Consider the following 17195-nt stretch of genomic DNA (forward strand, 5'->3'; position numbering starts at 1 on the left):
TTATTCGTGGATCCTGGAAAGCAGTTCGATGAGTTGCCGCACTTCCTTGTCGGTGAAGCGGCTCTTGACCCATGCCTCATGCTCGCCGATCGCGCGCTTGGCCTTGGCCAGCATCTCGATCCCGGCTGGCTGCAGGTGAAGCGCCTGCTTGCGGCCGTCCTGGTCCGACCGGTCACGGCGCAGGAAGTGCTTGGCCTGAAGTCGGTTGATGATCGCCATGGTGGTGGCACGGTCCATGCGCAGGCGCTGCGCAAGATCGGTCTGCGCAATGCCGGGATGATCGTCGACCAGCCACAGCACCGAGACCTGCTTCTGCGTGAGGTCGAGATCGGTGAAGGTTTCGGTAAAATGGCGCAGGCACGCGCCATGCGCCAAGCGGATGTGAAATCCGAGGATGTCGTTGATCTCGCCAATGTCCGCCTCGTCGGTGTGACCGACCGGTGCGATGGCATCGGCGAATTTGTCCCTGATCAATGCCCTGTCCCCAGTTGCGCCCGAATGCGCTTGTCTAATTGTTAGCATTACATACAATATCGGAAGGAGGATGCCATGGCACAATTTCCAGACACACCCAACTTCACGGGATTCAACACGCCGTCGCGGATCGAAGCGGATATCGCCGATCTTGCCCACGAAGGCACGATTCCTGAAGGATTAAACGGCGCGTTCTATCGCGTCCAGCCCGACCCGCAGTTTCCTCCCCGTATGGGGGATGACATATCGTTCAACGGCGATGGCATGATCACCCGCTTTCACATCCATGATGGCCAGGTCGATTTTCGCCAGCGCTGGGCAAAGACCGACAAGTGGAAGCTGGAGAATGAAGCCGGCAAGGCGCTGTTCGGCAACTACCGCAATCCGCTGACCGACGACGAGAGCGTGAAGGGCGAGATCCGGTCGACAGCAAACACCAATGCTTTCGTGTTCGGCGGCAAACTCTGGGCGCTCAAGGAAGACAGCCCGGCGTTGGTTATGGACCCGGCGACGATGGAGACCATCGGCTTCGAGAAGTTCGGCGGCGCGATGACCGGCCAGACATTTACCGCGCATCCCAAGGTCGATCCCAGGAACGGCAACATGGTTGCCATCGGCTATGCCGCAAGCGGCTTGTGCACCGATGATGTGACCTACATGGAAGTCGGCCCCACGGGCGAACTGATCCGCGAAGTGTGGTTCAAGGTTCCCTATTACTGCATGATGCACGACTTCGGCATGACCGAGGATTACCTCGTGCTGCACATCGTGCCGTCGATCGGCAGCTGGGAACGGCTTGAACAGGGCAAGCCGCACTTCGGCTTCGACACCACGATGCCTGTCTACCTCGGCATCATTCCCCGCCGCGACGAGGTGACCGATGCCGACATCCGCTGGTTCAAGCGTGACAACTGCTTTGCCAGCCACGTGCTCAACGCCTGGCAGGAAGGAACGAAAATCCACTTCCTGACGTGCGAGGCGAAGAACAACATGTTCCCGTTCTTCCCCGACGTGCACGGCGCACCCTTCAACGGAATGGAGGCGATGAGCCATCCGACCGACTGGGTGGTGGACATGGCGAGCAATGGCGAGGATTTCGCCGAGGTCGTCAGGCTGACCGATACTGCCGCAGAGTTTCCCCGCATCGACGATCGCTTTGCCGGATCGAAGACCCGCTACGGCTGGTTCCTCGAAATGGACATGCGGCGCCCTGTAGAACTGCGCGGCGGCAGCGCCGGCGGCCTGCTGATGAACTGCCTTTTCCTCAAGGACTTCGAGAGCGGGCGCGAACAGCACTGGTGGTGCGGGCCGGTATCCAGCCTGCAGGAACCTTGCTTCGTGCCCCGTTCCAAGGATGCGCCTGAAGGCGACGGCTGGATCGTCCAGGTCTGCAATCGGCTCGAGGACCAGTGCAGCGACCTGCTGATCTTCGACGCGCTCGATATCGAAAAGGGTCCTGTCGCCACCGTGCACATCCCCATCCGCCTGCGCTTCGGCCTGCACGGCAACTGGGCCAACGCGGACGCGATCGGACTTGCCACGCGGGAACTGGCCGCTTGATCCAGCCCGGCCTCGAGTTCGTCTATGAGGCCACCGGAGAGCTCGAGCCTCCGGTGGCCATCGGTGAAACCTGCGACGGGACGCGGCGGATCATTCCGATCGTCGGCGGTGGGCGCGTCAAGGGACCGCTGATCAGCGGCAAGCTGATTGGCAACGCCGCGGATTGGCAGCTGACGCGGAGCGACGGGGTGACCGTGGCCGACGCGATCTATGCGCTCGAGACCGACGATGGCGTGGTGATCCAGATCCGCAATCGCGGGTTGCGCCACGGCCCGCCTGACGTGATGCAGCGGCTCGCCGCAGGGCAGGATGTCGATCCCGCGGAATATTATTTCCGCACCGTTCCCGAATTCATTGCGCCCAAGGGCCGCTACGAATGGATGAACCGGTCGATCTTTGTGTGCGCAGGCGCGCGCTTTCCGCTGGGGATCAAGCTGTGGGTATGGCGGGTGACCTGATCGGTCAGCCCGCCGCCCGTTCCAGCAGGCCTGCCTCGTCGCGATCCGCCCGGCGGGCAATGAGGATCATCAGCACGAAGATCGGGATGGCCACCACGTTGATCGAAAGCATGGCCGTGCGCAGGCTCCCGGTCGAATCCGATATGAGGCCGACGAAGTATGGTCCGATGCCCATGCCAAGGATGGTCATGACGAGCAGGTAGAAGCTCGACAGAAGGCCGCGCATGCGGGGCAGCACCTGATCGTAGATGATCGCGTAGAGCGGCGGCATCCAGCCGGTCAGGATGAAGGCGTAAAGGACGAAGCGGGCATAGAAGCTGCCGGCATCGCCCGCAAAATAGACCCAGAACGACAGGACCGGCGATGCGGCCATCGCGAACAGCGCGACCCACGCGCGCCCACCGCCACCGGGAAAGCGCTGGGTCAGCCAATCGGACAGCGGGCCCCAAACCAGCGGCCCGACGATGCCCATGGCGGCGGAAAGCAGCCCGAACTGCAACGCGGTCTCCTGCATGGTCAGGCCATAGCTGCGGATCAGAAAGCTGGGGTTGAAGGCCATCATTCCGTAATTGAGCGAAGACTGCAGCGTGCCGACGGCAATGCACATCAGCAACGTGGGCGACCGGCTGATGACGCGAAAGGCCTGCGCATCGCCCAGCTTCATGCCTTGCATCAGGTTGACGATGACGAAGACGCCAAGGCCGATCACGCCCCACTGCAGCGCGTGGGGGTTGAGCGCGATGCCACCGAGCAGCATCACCGGCTTGGGACTTATCGCGTTGCTGAGAATGGTCAGCGCGTATGCGGCGATCACGATCAGCCCCAGAGCGAGGAAGTTGCCGCGCACCATGGTGGGGCTAGCCCCCCTGCCTTTCATGCCAAGCCAGTGGAAGCCGGGTGTGACCGCGCCGAGCAGCGCCAGACTGTTGCGGAAGGGATGTGCCTCGGGCGCGGTCTCGATGCCGTCCATCTGCCCGCGCACAGGCTCGCGCAGAAACCAGAGGAAGCCAGCGAGGATAAAGCCCGGCGCTGCTGCGGCGAGGAAGGCAAACTGCCAGCCCCTGAGGGCCAGCGGCGCATTGCCCGTGGCATATGTTGCATCCCACCAGCCGGCCGCAACGCCGCCGAGGATAAGCGAGCCGCCAAGACCGAGGGCAATCGCCGATGCGAGCACCGACATCACAAAGCCGCGTCGGTGCTTTGGCCAGAAGTCATAGATCAGCGACGTGCCGGCAGGCTGGGTTGCGGCTTCACCTATGCCGACGCCGAGGCGCGAGAGGGCGAGCAGCGAGAAGCTGCTGGCAAGTCCGGCAAGACCGGTGGCGGCAGACCAGAAGAGCAGGCTGATGGCGAGCAGGCGCGTACGCACCCAGCCGTCGGCAAGCCTGCCGACGGGAAGCGAGAACAGGGCGTAGAACAGGGCGAAGACGGTGCCGTAGAGCAGACCCATCTCGGCGTCGCCGATGTCGAGGTCTGCCTTGATCGCCGGCGCGAGAATGGCGAGGATCTGCCGGTCGAGCAGGCTCATCGCATTGGTGAGGGCAACGAGAATCAGCGCGTACCAAGCGCCGGGTGCCATTTTCACGCTGGGGGGCGTGCGGCGCGGCTGTTGCGTCATCGAGTCCCTCTCCGCTGCCTGCGTCACAATTTGAACCAGCGCTCGGCATTCGTCTGGAAGAACTTCTTCTTCGTTTCCGCGCTCATGTCCATCGCATCCATGTCGCGAACTTCCTGCGCGACGTACTGGTAGGGATAGTCCATCGCATACATGACGCGATCTTCGCCCATGACTTGCTGGCAGAACTTGATAGCCGGCTCCCACGCCACGCCCGAATTGGTGACGAGAACGTTGGACCTGAGGTACTCAGCGATGGTCTTCTTGAGCGGCTTCATGCGTTCGTAGCGCTGCGAACGGACGCCCGCCTGATGCATGTAGTCAAGGCGATAGAGCCAGTAGGGAAGCGCCTCGCCCATGTGGCCGACCATGATCTGCAGGCTGGGGTACTTGTCGAAGATGCCGATGGTGATCAGGCGCAGCAAGTGCATGCCCGTTTCCACGCCGAAACCGAAGATCGCACCGTCGAGCCCGGCTTCAAGCATCGGGCCGATCATCGAATCAGGCGACGTGGCGGGGTGGATGTAGAGCGGCTGGTCTACCTCGACGAGCGCGCGGAAAATGGGATCGAAGAAGTCTTCGTCCAGATAGCGGCCCTGGGTATGGCTGTTGATCTGGATGCCCTTGAAGCCCAGTTCCCTGGCACCGCGATGGATTTCTTGCGCTGACCATTCGGGATCCTGCGGGGCGACCGTGCCCATGCCGATGAAACGGTCGGGATACCTTTCGCAGGCTGCAGCGAGCGTGTCGTTGGCCCGCGCGGCAATCGCCTTGGCTTCGTCGATGTCCAGCAAGGGCTGCACGCCGGGCGAAGTCAGCGCGAGGATCGCCTTGTCGATCCCGGTCGCATCCATATCGGCAATGCGGCGCGTCCCAAGGTCGAGCAGCCGTTCCATGATCTGGGTTGCGCGTTCGGACGGGGACTGGGCATAGAAGCCCCAGAGCGAGACCAGCCCCTTGTCCCCCGTGCCATCGCGAACCATGCGCAGGTAGACGTCGATCAGCTCGCGCGTGGCGAAGGCTTCCTCGGTGGCGATGCGCAGATAGCCCCGGTCACCGCCGGTCTTGAGTTCGTCGGTCATTGGCATCCTCTCCATGGAAACGGGCTTGTCAGCCTTCGTGCACGGCCTTCATGACCATGCAAGCAAGCACGCCCTCAGGTCCGTCCTCGGCACCGTGGCCCGACCACTTCACACCGCCGAAGGGTGCATCCGGGCCGCCGATCATCGCGGTATTGAGGCCGAGCATCCCGGTCTCGATATCGTCTGCCAGACGCCGCTGGCGCGCGATGCTGTCGGTCCAGGCATAGGCAGCAAGGCCATAGGGCAGGCGGTTGGCCTCGGCGACCATCGCTTCTTCACCACGGAACGGGTTGATAAGGGCAACCGGCCCGAACGGCTCCTCGTTCATGATCGTCGCATCGAGCGGAATTTCAGACAGCACGGACGGCGCGTAGAAATACCCGGCATTGCCGAGGCGTTCGCCGCCCAGATGCAGCTTTGCGCCGCGCGTGGTGGCATCGCCTATCAGGCGGTCCATCGCTTCGGGGCGACGGGGGTTGGCCATCGGGCCCATCTGGAAAGATTCATCGAGGCCATTGCCGGCTTTGATCGCACGGGCCCGCTCGACGAAGCCGTCGCGGAAACGGTCGAATACGCTTTCCTCGACGATGAACCGGGTGGGCGAAACGCAGACCTGGCCGGAGTTGCGATATTTCTGCGTGACGACCGTATCGAGCGTGCGATCGATGTCGGCATCGGCAAAGACCAGCACGGGACCGTGTCCGCCAAGCTCCATCGTCGTGCGCAGCATGTTGTCGCTGGCGAGCCGCGCCAGATGCTTGCCGACAACGGTCGACCCGGTGAACGACAGCTTGCGGATCACGGGCGAGCCGAGCAGGTGGCGGCTGACTTCATCGGGCACACCGAACACAGCCTGCGCCACTTGCCTAGGCAGGCCGGCATCAAGCAGGCACTGAAGCACGCCCAGTGCCGATGCCGGGGTTTCTTCCGCCGCCTTCAGGATCACCGAGCAGCCCGCAGCAATCGGGGCGCCCAGCTTGCGGCCGGGATTGCCGAGCGGGAAGTTCCATGGCGCAAATGCCGCAACCGGACCAACCGGCTCGTGCAAGACCGTGCTGCGCATGCCGGTCGGGCGCACCAGCGTGCGACCATAGATACGGAACACTTCGCCTGCGTAGAAATTGAACAGCCCGACGTTCATCAGGACTTCGATCCGCGCCTCGCCGATGGTCTTGCCCTCTTCCAGAGTGGCAATGCGGGCAAGTTCCTCCTGGCGTTCGAGCATGAGCCGGGCGGCACCCTGCAGCACGGCTGCCCGCTGCTGCGGGCTCGACTTGCGCCAGATGCGGAAGCCCTTTGCCGCTGTTTCAAGCGCACGATCAAGGTCTGCGGCTTCGGCAAGCGGGAGGTCACCGATGGTCTCACCCGTTGCGGGATTGACCACCGCATGCGTGCGACGACCGCCGCCGCTGATGCGCTCGCCATCAATCATCATGTGCAGCGAAGGATACTGGGTCATTTCAATTCCATCCGGGGTTTGCGGGCAGGAGCGGGGAGGAACGGTGCCCCCGCCCGCAATCTCTTACTTTCTGGCGTTCTCGCGGTCGATGTCGCCCTGCCAGCGCTGCGCGACCATTTCCTCGCCCGTGACCGGGTGCTTCATGTGGAAGGCATTGAGCTTGTGCGTCGGCCAGAGCCAGTGGTCGGTGATCAGCTCATCCGGACCAGTCGGATCAGTGGGGTAGGTCTGGCTCGGGAACGGCACGTATTCGTGCGGAGTTTTGGCCCAGCCGGTTTCGAAATCGGCGTGCCAGATCGGCATGTAGTTGAGCACGTGCATCCGCCACACGCCGTCGACCTTCTTGTAGGTGTTCTCGTAGATGCCGCCTTCCCACCACTGGCGCGCCTTGAGGTGGGGCTCTTCGCCTTCATAGTCCTTGTGACGCCCTGCCTGCATCATCGAGCGCGCGCGACCGAATGCGGTGACGCCATCGGGCTGCACGTGGATAATGTCCTGCAGCTGCGGATGATCGAGCAGGAAGCCGTCGATCGGGCCGTTGTTGCCGTAAGTGAAACGCTTCTGGAAGCGTTCGACGTAAAGCCGGCGTGCGCCTTCCTTGCCCTTCCACACGCCACCGAAGAAGCGCACTTCGCCGTCCTCGGTGAACAGATCGACTGTCTCGTTATACATGCATTTGTCGATCAGGTAGCCGTAGAGGTGCTGCAGCTTGCGGATGTCGAGTTCATCCTCGCGCACGGTCAGGCGCTGCTCGAGGTCTGCGAGGCGGCTTTCAAGCGCGGCAATCTTGTCGGTGTCGGACACGTCCTGCTCCCATTCTAATTAGTTTGTCTTACTAACAATCTGCGGCAGGACGAAGAGCCTGTCAACGCCCGTGCCGGAGCCATTGCCCTTTTAGCGCCCCTGGGCTTCAAGCCGTTCGACTTCCTCTCGGTAAGGGCGGATCGCGCGGAACATCAGGAACGTCGCCATCGGCATGAGCACGGCTGCGGTGATGAGCATGGCCTTCCACAATTGTGCCGGATCGCCCACGACGACGTCCTGCACCGTTCCGACGACAAAGCTGCCCATCGCGCCGAAAAAGGTGAACATGAACAGGTAGAACGCGGTTACCTGACCGCGCATGTCATTGGGCGCGACGCGCTGCACCGCTGCGTTCTGCGGCACCGCTCCGGCAATGCCGAACATGCCCGACAGGCCGAACAGGATCAGCGAGCCCCATGCGGTGGGCATCAGGATTGCCGCGATCGTGCAGACCGTGGTTCCGGCAAAGCAAACGGTCGCCGCCCGGACGTTGGCATCCTTGTAGCGCTTGGCGAGCCATTCGACGAAGATCCCGCCAAACAGCAGACCCGAGAGCGAAGCCACAAGGATCGTCAGGCCGAGCGCCGCGCCGATCTGGCCCTCGTTCCAGCCGAAGGTCCGTACCATGAACGGCACGCGCCAGAACTGGAGGCCGAAAGTCTCGACAGCGCTGAGCGCAAGCGCGCCGAACAGGGGATAGTAGACGCGCGGCTTGGCATTGATCGCACGGAATGCGTCGAGGCCCATGAACGTGAGGACACGGCGTCCAACGCCGGCATCGCGCGGCACATGCAGCGCGTCGTGCGCGGGCGCCATGCGGGGCGGCTCCTTCACCGTCAGGAACAGCAGCCCGACAAGCACGGCCGGCAGTCCCAGAAAGATCAGGATCCACTGCCAGCCAAGAATGGTCAGCGGACCGAGATGCGTCGGTGCCCAGTCAGTGGACATCATCACCAGCATGCCACCGATCAGGGGCCCGAGCGTCGTGCCGCCGATGAAGCCGAACTGCAGCAGCGCGAAGGCTCGGGTGAGCTTCTTCGGCGGAAAGGCGTCGGCCAGTAACGAGTAGGACGATGGCGCGTGCGCGGAACCGCCTGCTGCAAGGAAGAACCGGCTGCCGACGAACTGCGCGAAGTTCTGCGCCAGCCCGCCCAGCGAGATGATCACGCCGACGAGGGCCGCCCCTCCTGCCAGCACGTACTTTCGCGGATAGATGTCCGCGAGCCGCGCCAGCGGTATGCCGACAAAGAAGTAGCAGATGATGCTGGCCGGACCTGCCAGGAACCCAAGCTGCGAATCGGTCAGCCCGAAATCGTGCTTGATCCTTTCCGCCAGCATGCCGAACGTGACGGCATCGAAGAACGTGATGAATGTCGCGAGCACGATGACCAGCAAAGCCCAGTAGGCAGAGCCGGTGCTCGGCCACTCACGCTGACTCGCTCCATTGGTACCAGCCCCTTCGGCAGCAAGCCCCTCGATCGATCCAGCCTCGGGCGCCACGGGCGCAGTTGCACCAGCCATTGTCTCTCCTCTCCGCGGCGTACGACCCGATTGACTCGGGAGCTTTTTTGACGTCGCCAATTGTTAGTCTTGCATACAATTCTCCGCTGGTGAATATCAAAAGCAGAATCAGAACAAGGAGAGGCACATGCAGAATCTTGGAGGCAAGACCGCCTTCGTCACCGGCGGTGCCAGCGGCATCGGCCTCGGCATTGCCAAGGCGCTGCTCGGAGCCGGCATGAACGTGACCATCGCCGACATCCGCCAGGATCATCTCGATGCGGCAGTATCGGAACTTGGCGGCGGCGATCGCGTGCTGGCGGTGAAGCTGGACGTCACCGATCGCGCACAGTTTGCCCAAGCCGCAGACGCGGTCGAGGCGAAGTTCGGCAAGATCCACATCCTCATAAACAACGCCGGCGTTGCCGTAGTCGGACCGACCGAACTTGCCACCTTTGCCGACTGGGACTGGGTCATGGGCGTCAATGTCGGCGGCACCGTCAACGGCATCGTCACGATGCTGCCGCGCATCCTTTCCCATGGCGAAGGCGGGCACATCGTCTGCACCGCCTCGATGTCGGCGCTCGTACCGGTGGGCATGACCACGATCTATTCGTCGGGCAAGGCGGCCGTCACCTCGATGATGGAATGCATGCGCCCCGAGCTTGAGCCGCGTGGCGTGATCTGCTCGGCCTTCTGCCCGGGCGCCGTGCAATCGAACATTGCCGACGCGGCCAAGACACGCCCGGCCGAACTTGCCGACACCGGCTATGCCGAAGCCGACAAGCGCCGCGCCTCGGGCGGCAACTTCATGCATCTCTACCAGACGAAGGAGCAGGTCGGAGAACGCGTGCTCGAAGGCATTCTCAACGACGAACTCTACATCCTCACCCATTCCGAGTTCCTGACCGGCGTGGAAGAGCGCGGACTTGCCACGACCGCGGCCGTGCAGACGCATTTGCCCGAGAACCCGGAATACAAGCAGACCTTCGCCATGCTGTTCCGCAATCCGGCAATAACCGACGAGATCGCGCGGCAGAACAAACTGAAGGAAGGACGCACGGCATGAAGGACTTTGCCGGACGCACGGCCTTCGTGACCGGCGGAGCAAACGGGGTCGGCATCGGCCTTGTCCGCCAGTTGCTTAACCAAGGCTGCAAGGTCGCCATTGCCGACATTCGCCAGGATGCGATCGACAAGGCACTGGCCAGCCTAGACAACCGGGAGGTGATGGGCGTCCAGCTCGACGTTGCCAGCCGCGACGGCTTCAAGGCCGCCGCCGACGAGGTCGAGGCAAGGTTCGGTCCCGTTTCAATCCTGTGCAACAACGCCGGGGTAAATCTCTTTCAGACGATCGAGGAATCATCCTACGACGACTGGGACTGGCTGATGGGGGTCAATCTTCATGGCGTGATCAACGGGGTGATGACCTTCGTGCCGCGCATGGTGGAGCGGGTGAAATCGGGCGAGCAGAAAGGTGGCCACGTGGTCAATACCGCGTCGATGGCTTCGTTTGTCGCCGGAGGTTCGCCCGGCATCTACAATACGACCAAGTTCGCAGTGCGCGGACTGTCGGAATCGCTGCACTATTCGCTGCTGCAGTACGAGATCGGCGTCTCGGTGCTCTGTCCGGGCCTCGTCAAAAGCTACATCTTTGCCAGCGACGATGTCCGTCCCGATACGCTCAAGGGCGCGATGAAGCCGGTCGATCCCGCTGCGGTCGAGCGGCTGGCGGGGTTACACGAATTCGGCATGGAGCCCGACGTCATCGGCGCACGCGTGATCGAGGCGATGAAGGCCAACCGGCTCCACATCTTCTCGCATCCCGATCACAAGGAAGAGCTGCGCGATATCTTCGACGAGATCATCGCCGAATATCAGGACTATCCCAAGGATCCCGGCTTCGACCGTCGCGTGGCCTTCGAGAAGTTCCGCGCCGACGGCTTTGCCGAGACGCGGCGCAAATCGCGCGACGCGAACTTCTGACCAACACGTAAGGGCGGAGCCATTTGGCCCCGCCCTACCCGTTCTCGGTACAGTCGGAAGATCAGGCCGCGACGTCGCCCAGCGCGGCAATGAACTTGTCGATGTTGCCGGTGGTCAGGCCGGCAATGTTGATGCGGCCCGAACCTGCCATGTAAACACCGTGGCGTTCGCGGATGGCGAGGATCTGCTCGCCGTTGATCGGCAGCATGGAGAACAGACCGTTCTGCACGCCCAGAGGCGCCATGTTCACCGCGCCCACCTGCTGTGCAGCAGCAAGGCGATCGCGCACCCAGCGCATGCGATCGCGCATGTCGTCAAGCTCGGCCAGCCACGTCGCGGTAAGGTCTGCATCGCCCAGGATCAGGCGCACAGCGGCCGCACCGTGATCGGGCGGCATCGACCACGAGGCGCGCGCGATGGTCGATCCGTTGGCCAGCGCATTGGTCAGCGCGGGAGCGTCGGCGGTGACCGCATAAAACGCACCGACACGGTCGCGGTACAGTCCGAAGTTCTTGTCGCACGAATAGGCGACGAGGGCCTCGGGAACCACGTCCAGCACCTTGCGCAGGCCGTAGGCATCTTCTTCCATGCCGGCGCCCAGACCCTGGTAGGCAAGGTCGAGGATCGGCAGAACCTTGGCCAGCTTCAGCAGCGGGGCGATCTCGTCCCACTGTGCAGGCGTATAATCAACGCCGGTCGGATTATGGCAGCAGCCATGCAGGAGAACGGCATCGCCCGCTTCGGCCTGCGCCAGAGCCGCCTTCAGCGATTCCAGATCGGCAAAGCCGTCAGACGTCATGTGGCTGAAAGTCTTGAGCTCGACGCCCGCCGCCGAAACGATCTGCGCATGGTTGGGCCACGACGGCGTTCCCATCCAGATGCGCTTCACGCCCGCGCGCTTGGCCACCTCGACCGCGAGACGCACCGCGCCGGTACCGCCGGGGGCCTGCATGCCATCGACCCTGGCCCGATCGAAGTCCTTGCCGAACACGTATGGGATCAGGGCGTTGACGAAGCCCATGTCGCCTTCAGGCCCGAGATAGGCCTTCGAATCCTGAGATTCGAGCAGCTTGGCTTCTGCAGCCTTGATCGCCTTGAACACCGGAGTGGCACCCTCGGACGTGCGATAGACGCCGACGCCAAGATCGATCTTGTCCTCGCGCGGATCGGCATTGTGGAGCTTGATCAGCGCCAGCAGCGCATCGGCGGGCTGAGGGGCAAGGTTTTCGAGCATGGTCCAGCTATCCTTCGCAGGCGGGCTTCAAACGCGGCGGCTCCATGCAGCCGGATTGCCGCGCGGGCAACCCCTGCAATGCAATTATGCTGCCGCCACGCCGAATTTTTGCCCGCGAAGGGGGCGTCCGGTCAGAACGGGAACCAGTTCTGCTTGCGCGAGAACTTCATATATCCGCCATTGAGGCCGAGCCGCAGCCCTGCGCCCGAACGCACAGGGATAAGCACGGTATCGCCCTTGCGCAGGTAACTCACGTGGAAGCCACCGATAAGGTAGGCTTGGCCCTCGCCCGCGGGAAACCGCTTGTACAGCTCCTCGCTGTCGTAAAGGTTGTAGACCAGCACGAACGTGCTTGCCGCGTTGGCACCGACGTCGAAACCGATCGAAGGGCCCGTCCAGTAGACCGCGCGTTCGCCCTCGACCTTGTGGTGCAGCGTGCCCGACCCATAGCGCAGCCCCACGACAAGCGCGCCGCCGCCTTCGCGGCCAACGATATAGGCGTTGGGCTCACCCTGCTTCTTGAGCAGGTCCCGAATAATGTCGGCAAGGCCCGAAGCCCCCTTCCCGAAGACACCTTCGGCCGCGCCGATCAGGTCGTCCTCGTGGTACCCGGCACCCTTGGGCGCGGCGCGTGGGCCCGCTTCGGCGGCAGGACCACCGGGAAGTGCGCCCACTGGAGCAGTCGCCGGCTCCTGCGGCGGCAGGGCCGGGGTCTCGGCCGGCAATGCGGGCGTGCTGCCCGCTTCCTGCCCGACCGGCCTTGCTGCTGGAGCGGAGCCCGCTGGTGCCAGATCGCTGTCGATTGCGGCATTGGGATCTATCGTCTGCACTTGCGCAAAGGCGCTGGTGGCAAGCAGAGCGAACGCTCCGGCAAAACCCGTGGCGACCGACCGCACCGTCCTGTGAATCATGCTCATTCCCGTCAATCCCGTCCCGACAGCGCCCGCTTCGCCTGGCATGCCAGTGGCAAAAGCCCCTCCATAACACCAGAATCCAACCCTTGGCCCACGACAATGAACCGGCGATGAGCCGAGTCAGAAATGCGCCCAAGCGCTCGATAGTTGCGGATTTCCCGGCAAATCAGGCCGTCGCGGAATTTTGCCGGAACAGGCCTTGCCGCCCCCGACAACCCTCGCTATAGCGCCGCCTCGCCGCTGCGATCCGGAGACGTGGGTGAGTGGCTGAAACCAACGGTTTGCTAAACCGTCGTACTGGTAAATCCGGTACCGAGGGTTCGAATCCCTCCGTCTCCGCCAACACACCTTGTTGCCTTAGGCTATCGCGCTAGCCGCCACGCTGGCGTGCAGATCAATGTCGGCATGTCACATCGCCGAATGCCTACCGGACACGGTTTCCGTCGGCATCGACGACTGCCTCGCCATCTTCCTTGACGAAGGCGCCTTGCTGGTTTTGGGGCAGGAGATCGAGGACGACCTCGGAGGGGCGGCATAGCGCGACGCCCAGCGGCGATACCACCAGCGGGCGGTTGATCAGGATCGGGTGTGCCATCATTGCATCGATCAGGGCAGCGTCGGACAGGCTTTCGTCATCCAGGCCCAGTTCGGCATAGGGTGTGCCCTTTTCGCGCAGCAAGGCGCGCGGCGCGATTCCGGCCCGGGCGATCAGGATTTCGAGAAGTGCGCGGGACGGCGGCGTCTTCAGGTATTCGATCACTTGAGGTTCGATGCCCGCATTGCGGATCATCGCAAGCGTGTTGCGCGACGTTCCGCATTCGGGGTTGTGATAGATGACGATGTCCGGGGCCATGATCATTCCTCGTCTTTCTTCGATGACGGTCAGGCGAGAACCGGGGCTTGTCCGCCACCGAACCAGTTGCGACGGAACCACAGCGCGAGATTGACCAGCGCGATAAGCACGGGCACTTCGACCAGCGGCCCGATCACGGCAGCAAAGGCGACCGGCGAGGCAAGGCCAAAGGCCGCGATGGCAACGGCAATGGCAAGCTCGAAATTGTTCGATGCCGCCGTGAAGGAAAGCGAGGCCGTACGGGCATAGTCCGCGCCGCTGGCTCGGCCGAGGACGAATGCGAGCACGAACATCACCACAAAGAAGATCACCAGCGGGATTGCCACGCGCACTGCATCGAGCGGCAGGGCAATGATCTCGCCTCCCTTCAGGCTGAACATGCAAACGATGGTGAAAAGCAGGGCAACGAGCGTGACAGGGCTGATCGCGGGCAGGAACCGGCCCTCGTACCACTCGGTGCCGCGCGCTCTGATCAGGACCCTGCGCACCAGATAGCCGCCGAGGAAGGGCACTCCGAGATAGGTCAGGACAGCCTTGGCGATCGTGGCGAAATCCACGTTGACGACTTGCGCGTCCATTCCGAACAGGGGCGGAAGGACGCTCAGGTAGAACCAGGCGTAGGGTACATAAAATACGATCTGGAACAGCGAATTGAACGCGACGAGACCCGTGACATATTCCGGGCTTCCCTGGGCGAGCTGATTCCAGACCAGAACCATGGCGATGCACGGCGCAATACCGATGAGGACGAGCCCGGTCAGGTATTCGGGCTTGTCGGGCAGGAGCAACGACGCCAGCGCAAACATGAAAGCCGGCGCAATGACCCAGCACAGCACGAACGACAGAACGAGAATCCTGCCGTCACGGAAGACTTGGCCGAGTTCCTCGTACCGCACCTTGGCCAGGGGCGGAAACATCATGAGGATCAGGCCGCTGGCAATCGGTATGCTGGTCGACCCGACCGACATGGCCCCCAGCGCGCGCGGGACCGATGGCGCAAAAGTGCCCAGACCGATTCCGACTGCCATGGCTGCGAAAATCCACAGAGTCAGATAGCGATCGAGGAACGAAAGGCGCGTCGGCGCCTCTGCCTCAAAAATCATTGGCCAACAGCTTTCTTGCTGGCGTCCGGTGTTCGCGGAGAAACATCGGCAGCGCTCGGTGGACAGGAGAGATCTGCGCCGCATGGCATTCCGCCGCAGCAGTTCTCGGTCAGATAGGCCATGAGGCCGTTCATGGCGTCGTAGTTTGCCGTATAGAGGATGGACCGGCTCTGTCGGCGCTGAATGACCAGGTCGGCATTGGCCAGTTGAGCAAGATGAAAGCTCAGCGAGGACGAAGGTATTTCCAGGCGGCTGGCAATCTCGCCCGCCGGCATCCCCGCATCGCCTGCCTGGACGAGCAGGCGGTAGGCGGCGAGGCGATGCTCCTGCGCCAGCGCGCTCAGGGCGCGAATGACATCTGGCGTGGCAGAGATTGATTCCATATTTCGAATAATATCGAATTTACGTCGAGGGGTCAAGGCCTCTCTCCTCTCGACGCAGGCATCCGCGACGGCGAGGCGCCGACCAGGGCGGCAGCAAACCTTGCGGCCTGTTCAATAGGACAGGGATGATAACGGGCCTATTGATCTAGTCTTGCGCATCATTGCCTGCCTTGCGGACTCGATGGAAAACCGGGGCGCGGCGGGCTTGCTGGGAGAATGGGAATGATCCGTCACGTCGTGATGATCAAGTTCAAGGAAAATGCGCCGCAGGAGAAGATCGAAACGTTTCTCACCGAGGTGAAGAAGCTTTCGCATCTCAATCGCGAAGTGCGCGACTACAGCCATGGGCTCTGCGTCAAGACGCGTTATCATTCGGGCGATTTCGACTTTGCCAACTGCTGCGACATCGACAGCTACGAGGCGATGGACCGCTACATGTCGCACTGGTCGCACCTGCGGATGACGCCCTACCTGCCCGACATTCTCGAGAACATGATCTCGTTCGACTGGGAAATCGATTATCGGGGGCCGGAATTCGACGAGAAGCTGGCAGCCGAAGAAGCGGTGCGGGAAGCAGCGCGCGTGCTGCAGGTTCATCCGGACCCAGACAAGGCATATGTGCCTGAGGTCCGCGGCCAGACGCGTGAGCGTGCGCGCGAAATGTGCGCCACGGCAGGCGTAGTCCTGTCCAGTGACGAAGAGGAAATCATCGGCTCTGTCTGGGCCCCCAACCGCATCATGTTCGTGACGCCCGATCCCGGCACCGAGGTAGCACGGGGCAGCGAGATCAAGATCGGCATCACCGGCAACTGGCTGACCGGTCCCGCCGTTCCTTCGGGTGACTCGCCGGCCTGGTGATCGACGTCCCCCCCCCGATGGAGAGATTCCATGATAATAATTGCCGGGAACCTGAAGACGCGGCCTGAACTGGTCGACGAACTCGACGAAGCCCTGAAGTCGCTTGTAGCCGATACGCTGCAGGAAGACGGCTGCCTGGATTATCACTTCGCGATCGAGGACCGGGTCACCGGTTCGGTGCTGGTCTACGAACGCTGGCGCGACGAGGCTGCGCTTGCGGCGCACCTTGCCCAGCCCGCGATCGGAGCAGTGCTCGGTGGCTGGGCGGAGCGTATAGAGATCACGGTGCGCAAGTTCGACGCCGCCAACGAGCGCGGCTTCACCGACTGACGGACGACAGTGGATTGGGCCGGCATGGCTTGAGCTGGCGCTGTCAGGCGCGCCTGCCCATGTCGGTCATCCGGGAAATGTCGGACCGCCCGCGAGGCGTTGCAGGCAGTCCGACAAGTCACGACCCGAGGGCTTGTGGTTCCCTGCAGCCCATCCTCGGCTGGCTGCAGGGCAGTCCGGTCGGCCTTGCGGGCGTTCCGGTATTCCGTTGATCTGCCACCCCTGAGGCACGCGGCCTAAAGCGCGACGGCGACGAGCAACACGATCGCCCCCCACATCAGGACCGAAAAAAGCCCTGCGATCGCCAACCGTCTTCCCGCGCCGGTTTTGTCCTTTACCTCGCGTGTCTCCCCACAGGGTGGAGCGTCGATGCCCGTACCGGTCCTGACGGCACTGGCAGTTGCAGTCCATTCCTGACGGGCAGGCACGGGCAGACGAAGCAGAAGAAGGTCAAGCTCGTGATCCACGATTCCTTCTGCATCACGCCCAGCATCAGGCCCAACACCCAGCATTGCCCGTTCCCTTCGACGCCCCCGGCGGCCTTCTAGCGGACAAACCAGCGACTTGCTTGTAAACAGATGT

At 62.8% G+C, this 17195-nt stretch carries 17 protein-coding genes and 1 tRNA gene; 7 read left to right on the forward strand and 11 right to left on the reverse strand.

The window, feature by feature from the left end:
- Positions 1-474, reverse strand: a complete 474-nt coding sequence (locus tag AC2A04_RS17340) for a Saro_0803 family transcriptional regulator (protein ID WP_484213617.1) — start codon at positions 472-474, stop codon at positions 1-3.
- Between the two features lie 75 nt (positions 475-549).
- Between AC2A04_RS17340 and AC2A04_RS17345 the strand changes: the two genes are divergently transcribed.
- The gene (locus AC2A04_RS17345; protein ID WP_484213618.1) at positions 550-2034 is read left to right on the forward strand and encodes a lignostilbene-alpha,beta-dioxygenase; all 1485 of its coding nucleotides are present in this window, start codon (positions 550-552) and stop codon (positions 2032-2034) included.
- Positions 2031-2492 (forward strand): DUF3237 domain-containing protein, encoded by a 462-nt coding sequence (locus tag AC2A04_RS17350; protein ID WP_484213619.1) that lies wholly within the window; start codon positions 2031-2033, stop codon positions 2490-2492. The genes AC2A04_RS17345 and AC2A04_RS17350 overlap by 4 nt, the downstream gene beginning before the upstream one ends.
- Positions 2493-2496: 4 nt before the next feature.
- On the opposite strand, the gene AC2A04_RS17355 is transcribed toward AC2A04_RS17350, so the two are convergent.
- The 5 genes from AC2A04_RS17355 to AC2A04_RS17375 form a co-directional block, all read right to left on the reverse strand.
- Entirely contained in the window at positions 2497-4110 is a 1614-nt protein-coding gene (locus tag AC2A04_RS17355) for an MFS transporter (protein WP_484213620.1), read from the reverse strand.
- Positions 4111-4133: 23 nt separating this feature from the next.
- A complete protein-coding gene (locus tag AC2A04_RS17360) occupies positions 4134-5189 on the reverse strand; it encodes an amidohydrolase family protein (RefSeq protein ID WP_484213621.1) in 1056 nt (351 codons plus the stop codon).
- A gap of 28 nt (positions 5190-5217) precedes the next feature.
- Complete coding sequence (locus AC2A04_RS17365; protein ID WP_484213622.1) at positions 5218-6648, reverse strand: NAD-dependent succinate-semialdehyde dehydrogenase; 1431 nt, start codon at positions 6646-6648, stop codon at positions 5218-5220.
- Between the two features lie 63 nt (positions 6649-6711).
- Positions 6712-7452 (reverse strand): nuclear transport factor 2 family protein, encoded by a 741-nt coding sequence (locus AC2A04_RS17370; RefSeq protein ID WP_484213623.1) that lies wholly within the window; start codon positions 7450-7452, stop codon positions 6712-6714.
- Positions 7453-7542: 90 nt separating this feature from the next.
- Positions 7543-8973: an MFS transporter gene (locus AC2A04_RS17375; protein ID WP_484213624.1), complete on the reverse strand. Its 1431-nt coding sequence runs from the start codon at positions 8971-8973 to the stop codon at positions 7543-7545.
- A gap of 127 nt (positions 8974-9100) precedes the next feature.
- Between AC2A04_RS17375 and AC2A04_RS17380 the strand changes: the two genes are divergently transcribed.
- Positions 9101-10021 carry an SDR family NAD(P)-dependent oxidoreductase gene (locus AC2A04_RS17380; protein WP_484213625.1) on the forward strand — a complete coding sequence of 307 codons (921 nt, stop codon included), beginning with the start codon at positions 9101-9103 and terminating at the stop codon, positions 10019-10021.
- On the forward strand, positions 10018-10938 hold the full coding sequence (locus AC2A04_RS17385; protein ID WP_484213626.1) for an SDR family NAD(P)-dependent oxidoreductase: 921 nt from the start codon (positions 10018-10020) through the stop codon (positions 10936-10938). The genes AC2A04_RS17380 and AC2A04_RS17385 overlap by 4 nt, the downstream gene beginning before the upstream one ends.
- A gap of 61 nt (positions 10939-10999) precedes the next feature.
- On the opposite strand, the gene AC2A04_RS17390 is transcribed toward AC2A04_RS17385, so the two are convergent.
- Together AC2A04_RS17390 and AC2A04_RS17395 are read right to left on the reverse strand one after the other, a co-directional pair.
- Positions 11000-12172 (reverse strand): amino acid aminotransferase, encoded by a 1173-nt coding sequence (locus AC2A04_RS17390; protein WP_484213627.1) that lies wholly within the window; start codon positions 12170-12172, stop codon positions 11000-11002.
- A gap of 131 nt (positions 12173-12303) precedes the next feature.
- Complete coding sequence (locus AC2A04_RS17395; protein ID WP_484213663.1) at positions 12304-13083, reverse strand: DUF1134 domain-containing protein; 780 nt, start codon at positions 13081-13083, stop codon at positions 12304-12306.
- Positions 13084-13335: 252 nt separating this feature from the next.
- On the opposite strand from AC2A04_RS17395, the gene AC2A04_RS17400 reads away from it, so the two are divergent.
- A tRNA-Ser gene (locus tag AC2A04_RS17400) sits at positions 13336-13428 on the forward strand.
- Positions 13429-13510: 82 nt separating this feature from the next.
- Here the strand turns inward: AC2A04_RS17400 and arsC are convergent.
- Genes arsC through AC2A04_RS17415 form a run of 3 tightly spaced genes read right to left on the reverse strand, consistent with a single transcriptional unit; the run spans position 13511 to position 15425 of the window.
- Entirely contained in the window at positions 13511-13939 is a 429-nt protein-coding gene (arsC, locus tag AC2A04_RS17405) for an arsenate reductase (glutaredoxin) (protein WP_484213628.1), read from the reverse strand.
- Positions 13940-13968: 29 nt separating this feature from the next.
- Positions 13969-15042 carry an ACR3 family arsenite efflux transporter gene (gene arsB, locus AC2A04_RS17410; RefSeq protein ID WP_484213629.1) on the reverse strand — a complete coding sequence of 358 codons (1074 nt, stop codon included), beginning with the start codon at positions 15040-15042 and terminating at the stop codon, positions 13969-13971.
- On the reverse strand, positions 15039-15425 hold the full coding sequence (locus AC2A04_RS17415; protein ID WP_484213664.1) for an ArsR/SmtB family transcription factor: 387 nt from the start codon (positions 15423-15425) through the stop codon (positions 15039-15041). The genes arsB and AC2A04_RS17415 overlap by 4 nt, the downstream gene beginning before the upstream one ends.
- Before the next feature lie 222 nt (positions 15426-15647).
- On the opposite strand from AC2A04_RS17415, the gene AC2A04_RS17420 reads away from it, so the two are divergent.
- On the forward strand, positions 15648-16283 hold the full coding sequence (locus AC2A04_RS17420; protein ID WP_484213630.1) for a Dabb family protein: 636 nt from the start codon (positions 15648-15650) through the stop codon (positions 16281-16283).
- A 30-nt stretch (positions 16284-16313) separates the two neighbouring features.
- On the forward strand, positions 16314-16613 hold the full coding sequence (locus AC2A04_RS17425; RefSeq protein WP_484213631.1) for a putative quinol monooxygenase: 300 nt from the start codon (positions 16314-16316) through the stop codon (positions 16611-16613).
- Positions 16614-17195 lie beyond the last annotated feature (582 nt).

Source organism: Novosphingobium sp. HNCC26DJ243 (assembly GCF_057180545.1).

What these genes read in the sequence shown, in the direction of transcription:
- AC2A04_RS17345 (WP_484213618.1), top strand. Translation starts at nt 550, where the DNA reads ATGGCACAATTTCCAGACACACCCAACTTCACGGGATTCAACACGCCG.
- AC2A04_RS17355 (WP_484213620.1), bottom strand. Translation starts at nt 4,110, where the DNA reads ATGACGCAACAGCCGCGCCGCACGCCCCCCAGCGTGAAAATGGCACCC.
- AC2A04_RS17360 (WP_484213621.1), bottom strand. Translation starts at nt 5,189, where the DNA reads ATGACCGACGAACTCAAGACCGGCGGTGACCGGGGCTATCTGCGCATC.
- AC2A04_RS17365 (WP_484213622.1), bottom strand. Translation starts at nt 6,648, where the DNA reads ATGACCCAGTATCCTTCGCTGCACATGATGATTGATGGCGAGCGCATC.
- AC2A04_RS17375 (WP_484213624.1), bottom strand. Translation starts at nt 8,973, where the DNA reads ATGGCTGGTGCAACTGCGCCCGTGGCGCCCGAGGCTGGATCGATCGAG.
- AC2A04_RS17380 (WP_484213625.1), top strand. Translation starts at nt 9,101, where the DNA reads ATGCAGAATCTTGGAGGCAAGACCGCCTTCGTCACCGGCGGTGCCAGC.
- AC2A04_RS17385 (WP_484213626.1), top strand. Translation starts at nt 10,018, where the DNA reads ATGAAGGACTTTGCCGGACGCACGGCCTTCGTGACCGGCGGAGCAAAC.
- AC2A04_RS17390 (WP_484213627.1), bottom strand. Translation starts at nt 12,172, where the DNA reads ATGCTCGAAAACCTTGCCCCTCAGCCCGCCGATGCGCTGCTGGCGCTG.
- AC2A04_RS17395 (WP_484213663.1), bottom strand. Translation starts at nt 13,083, where the DNA reads ATGATTCACAGGACGGTGCGGTCGGTCGCCACGGGTTTTGCCGGAGCG.
- arsC (WP_484213628.1), bottom strand. Translation starts at nt 13,939, where the DNA reads ATGGCCCCGGACATCGTCATCTATCACAACCCCGAATGCGGAACGTCG.
- arsB (WP_484213629.1), bottom strand. Translation starts at nt 15,042, where the DNA reads ATGATTTTTGAGGCAGAGGCGCCGACGCGCCTTTCGTTCCTCGATCGC.
- AC2A04_RS17415 (WP_484213664.1), bottom strand. Translation starts at nt 15,425, where the DNA reads ATGGAATCAATCTCTGCCACGCCAGATGTCATTCGCGCCCTGAGCGCG.
- AC2A04_RS17420 (WP_484213630.1), top strand. Translation starts at nt 15,648, where the DNA reads ATGATCCGTCACGTCGTGATGATCAAGTTCAAGGAAAATGCGCCGCAG.
- AC2A04_RS17425 (WP_484213631.1), top strand. Translation starts at nt 16,314, where the DNA reads ATGATAATAATTGCCGGGAACCTGAAGACGCGGCCTGAACTGGTCGAC.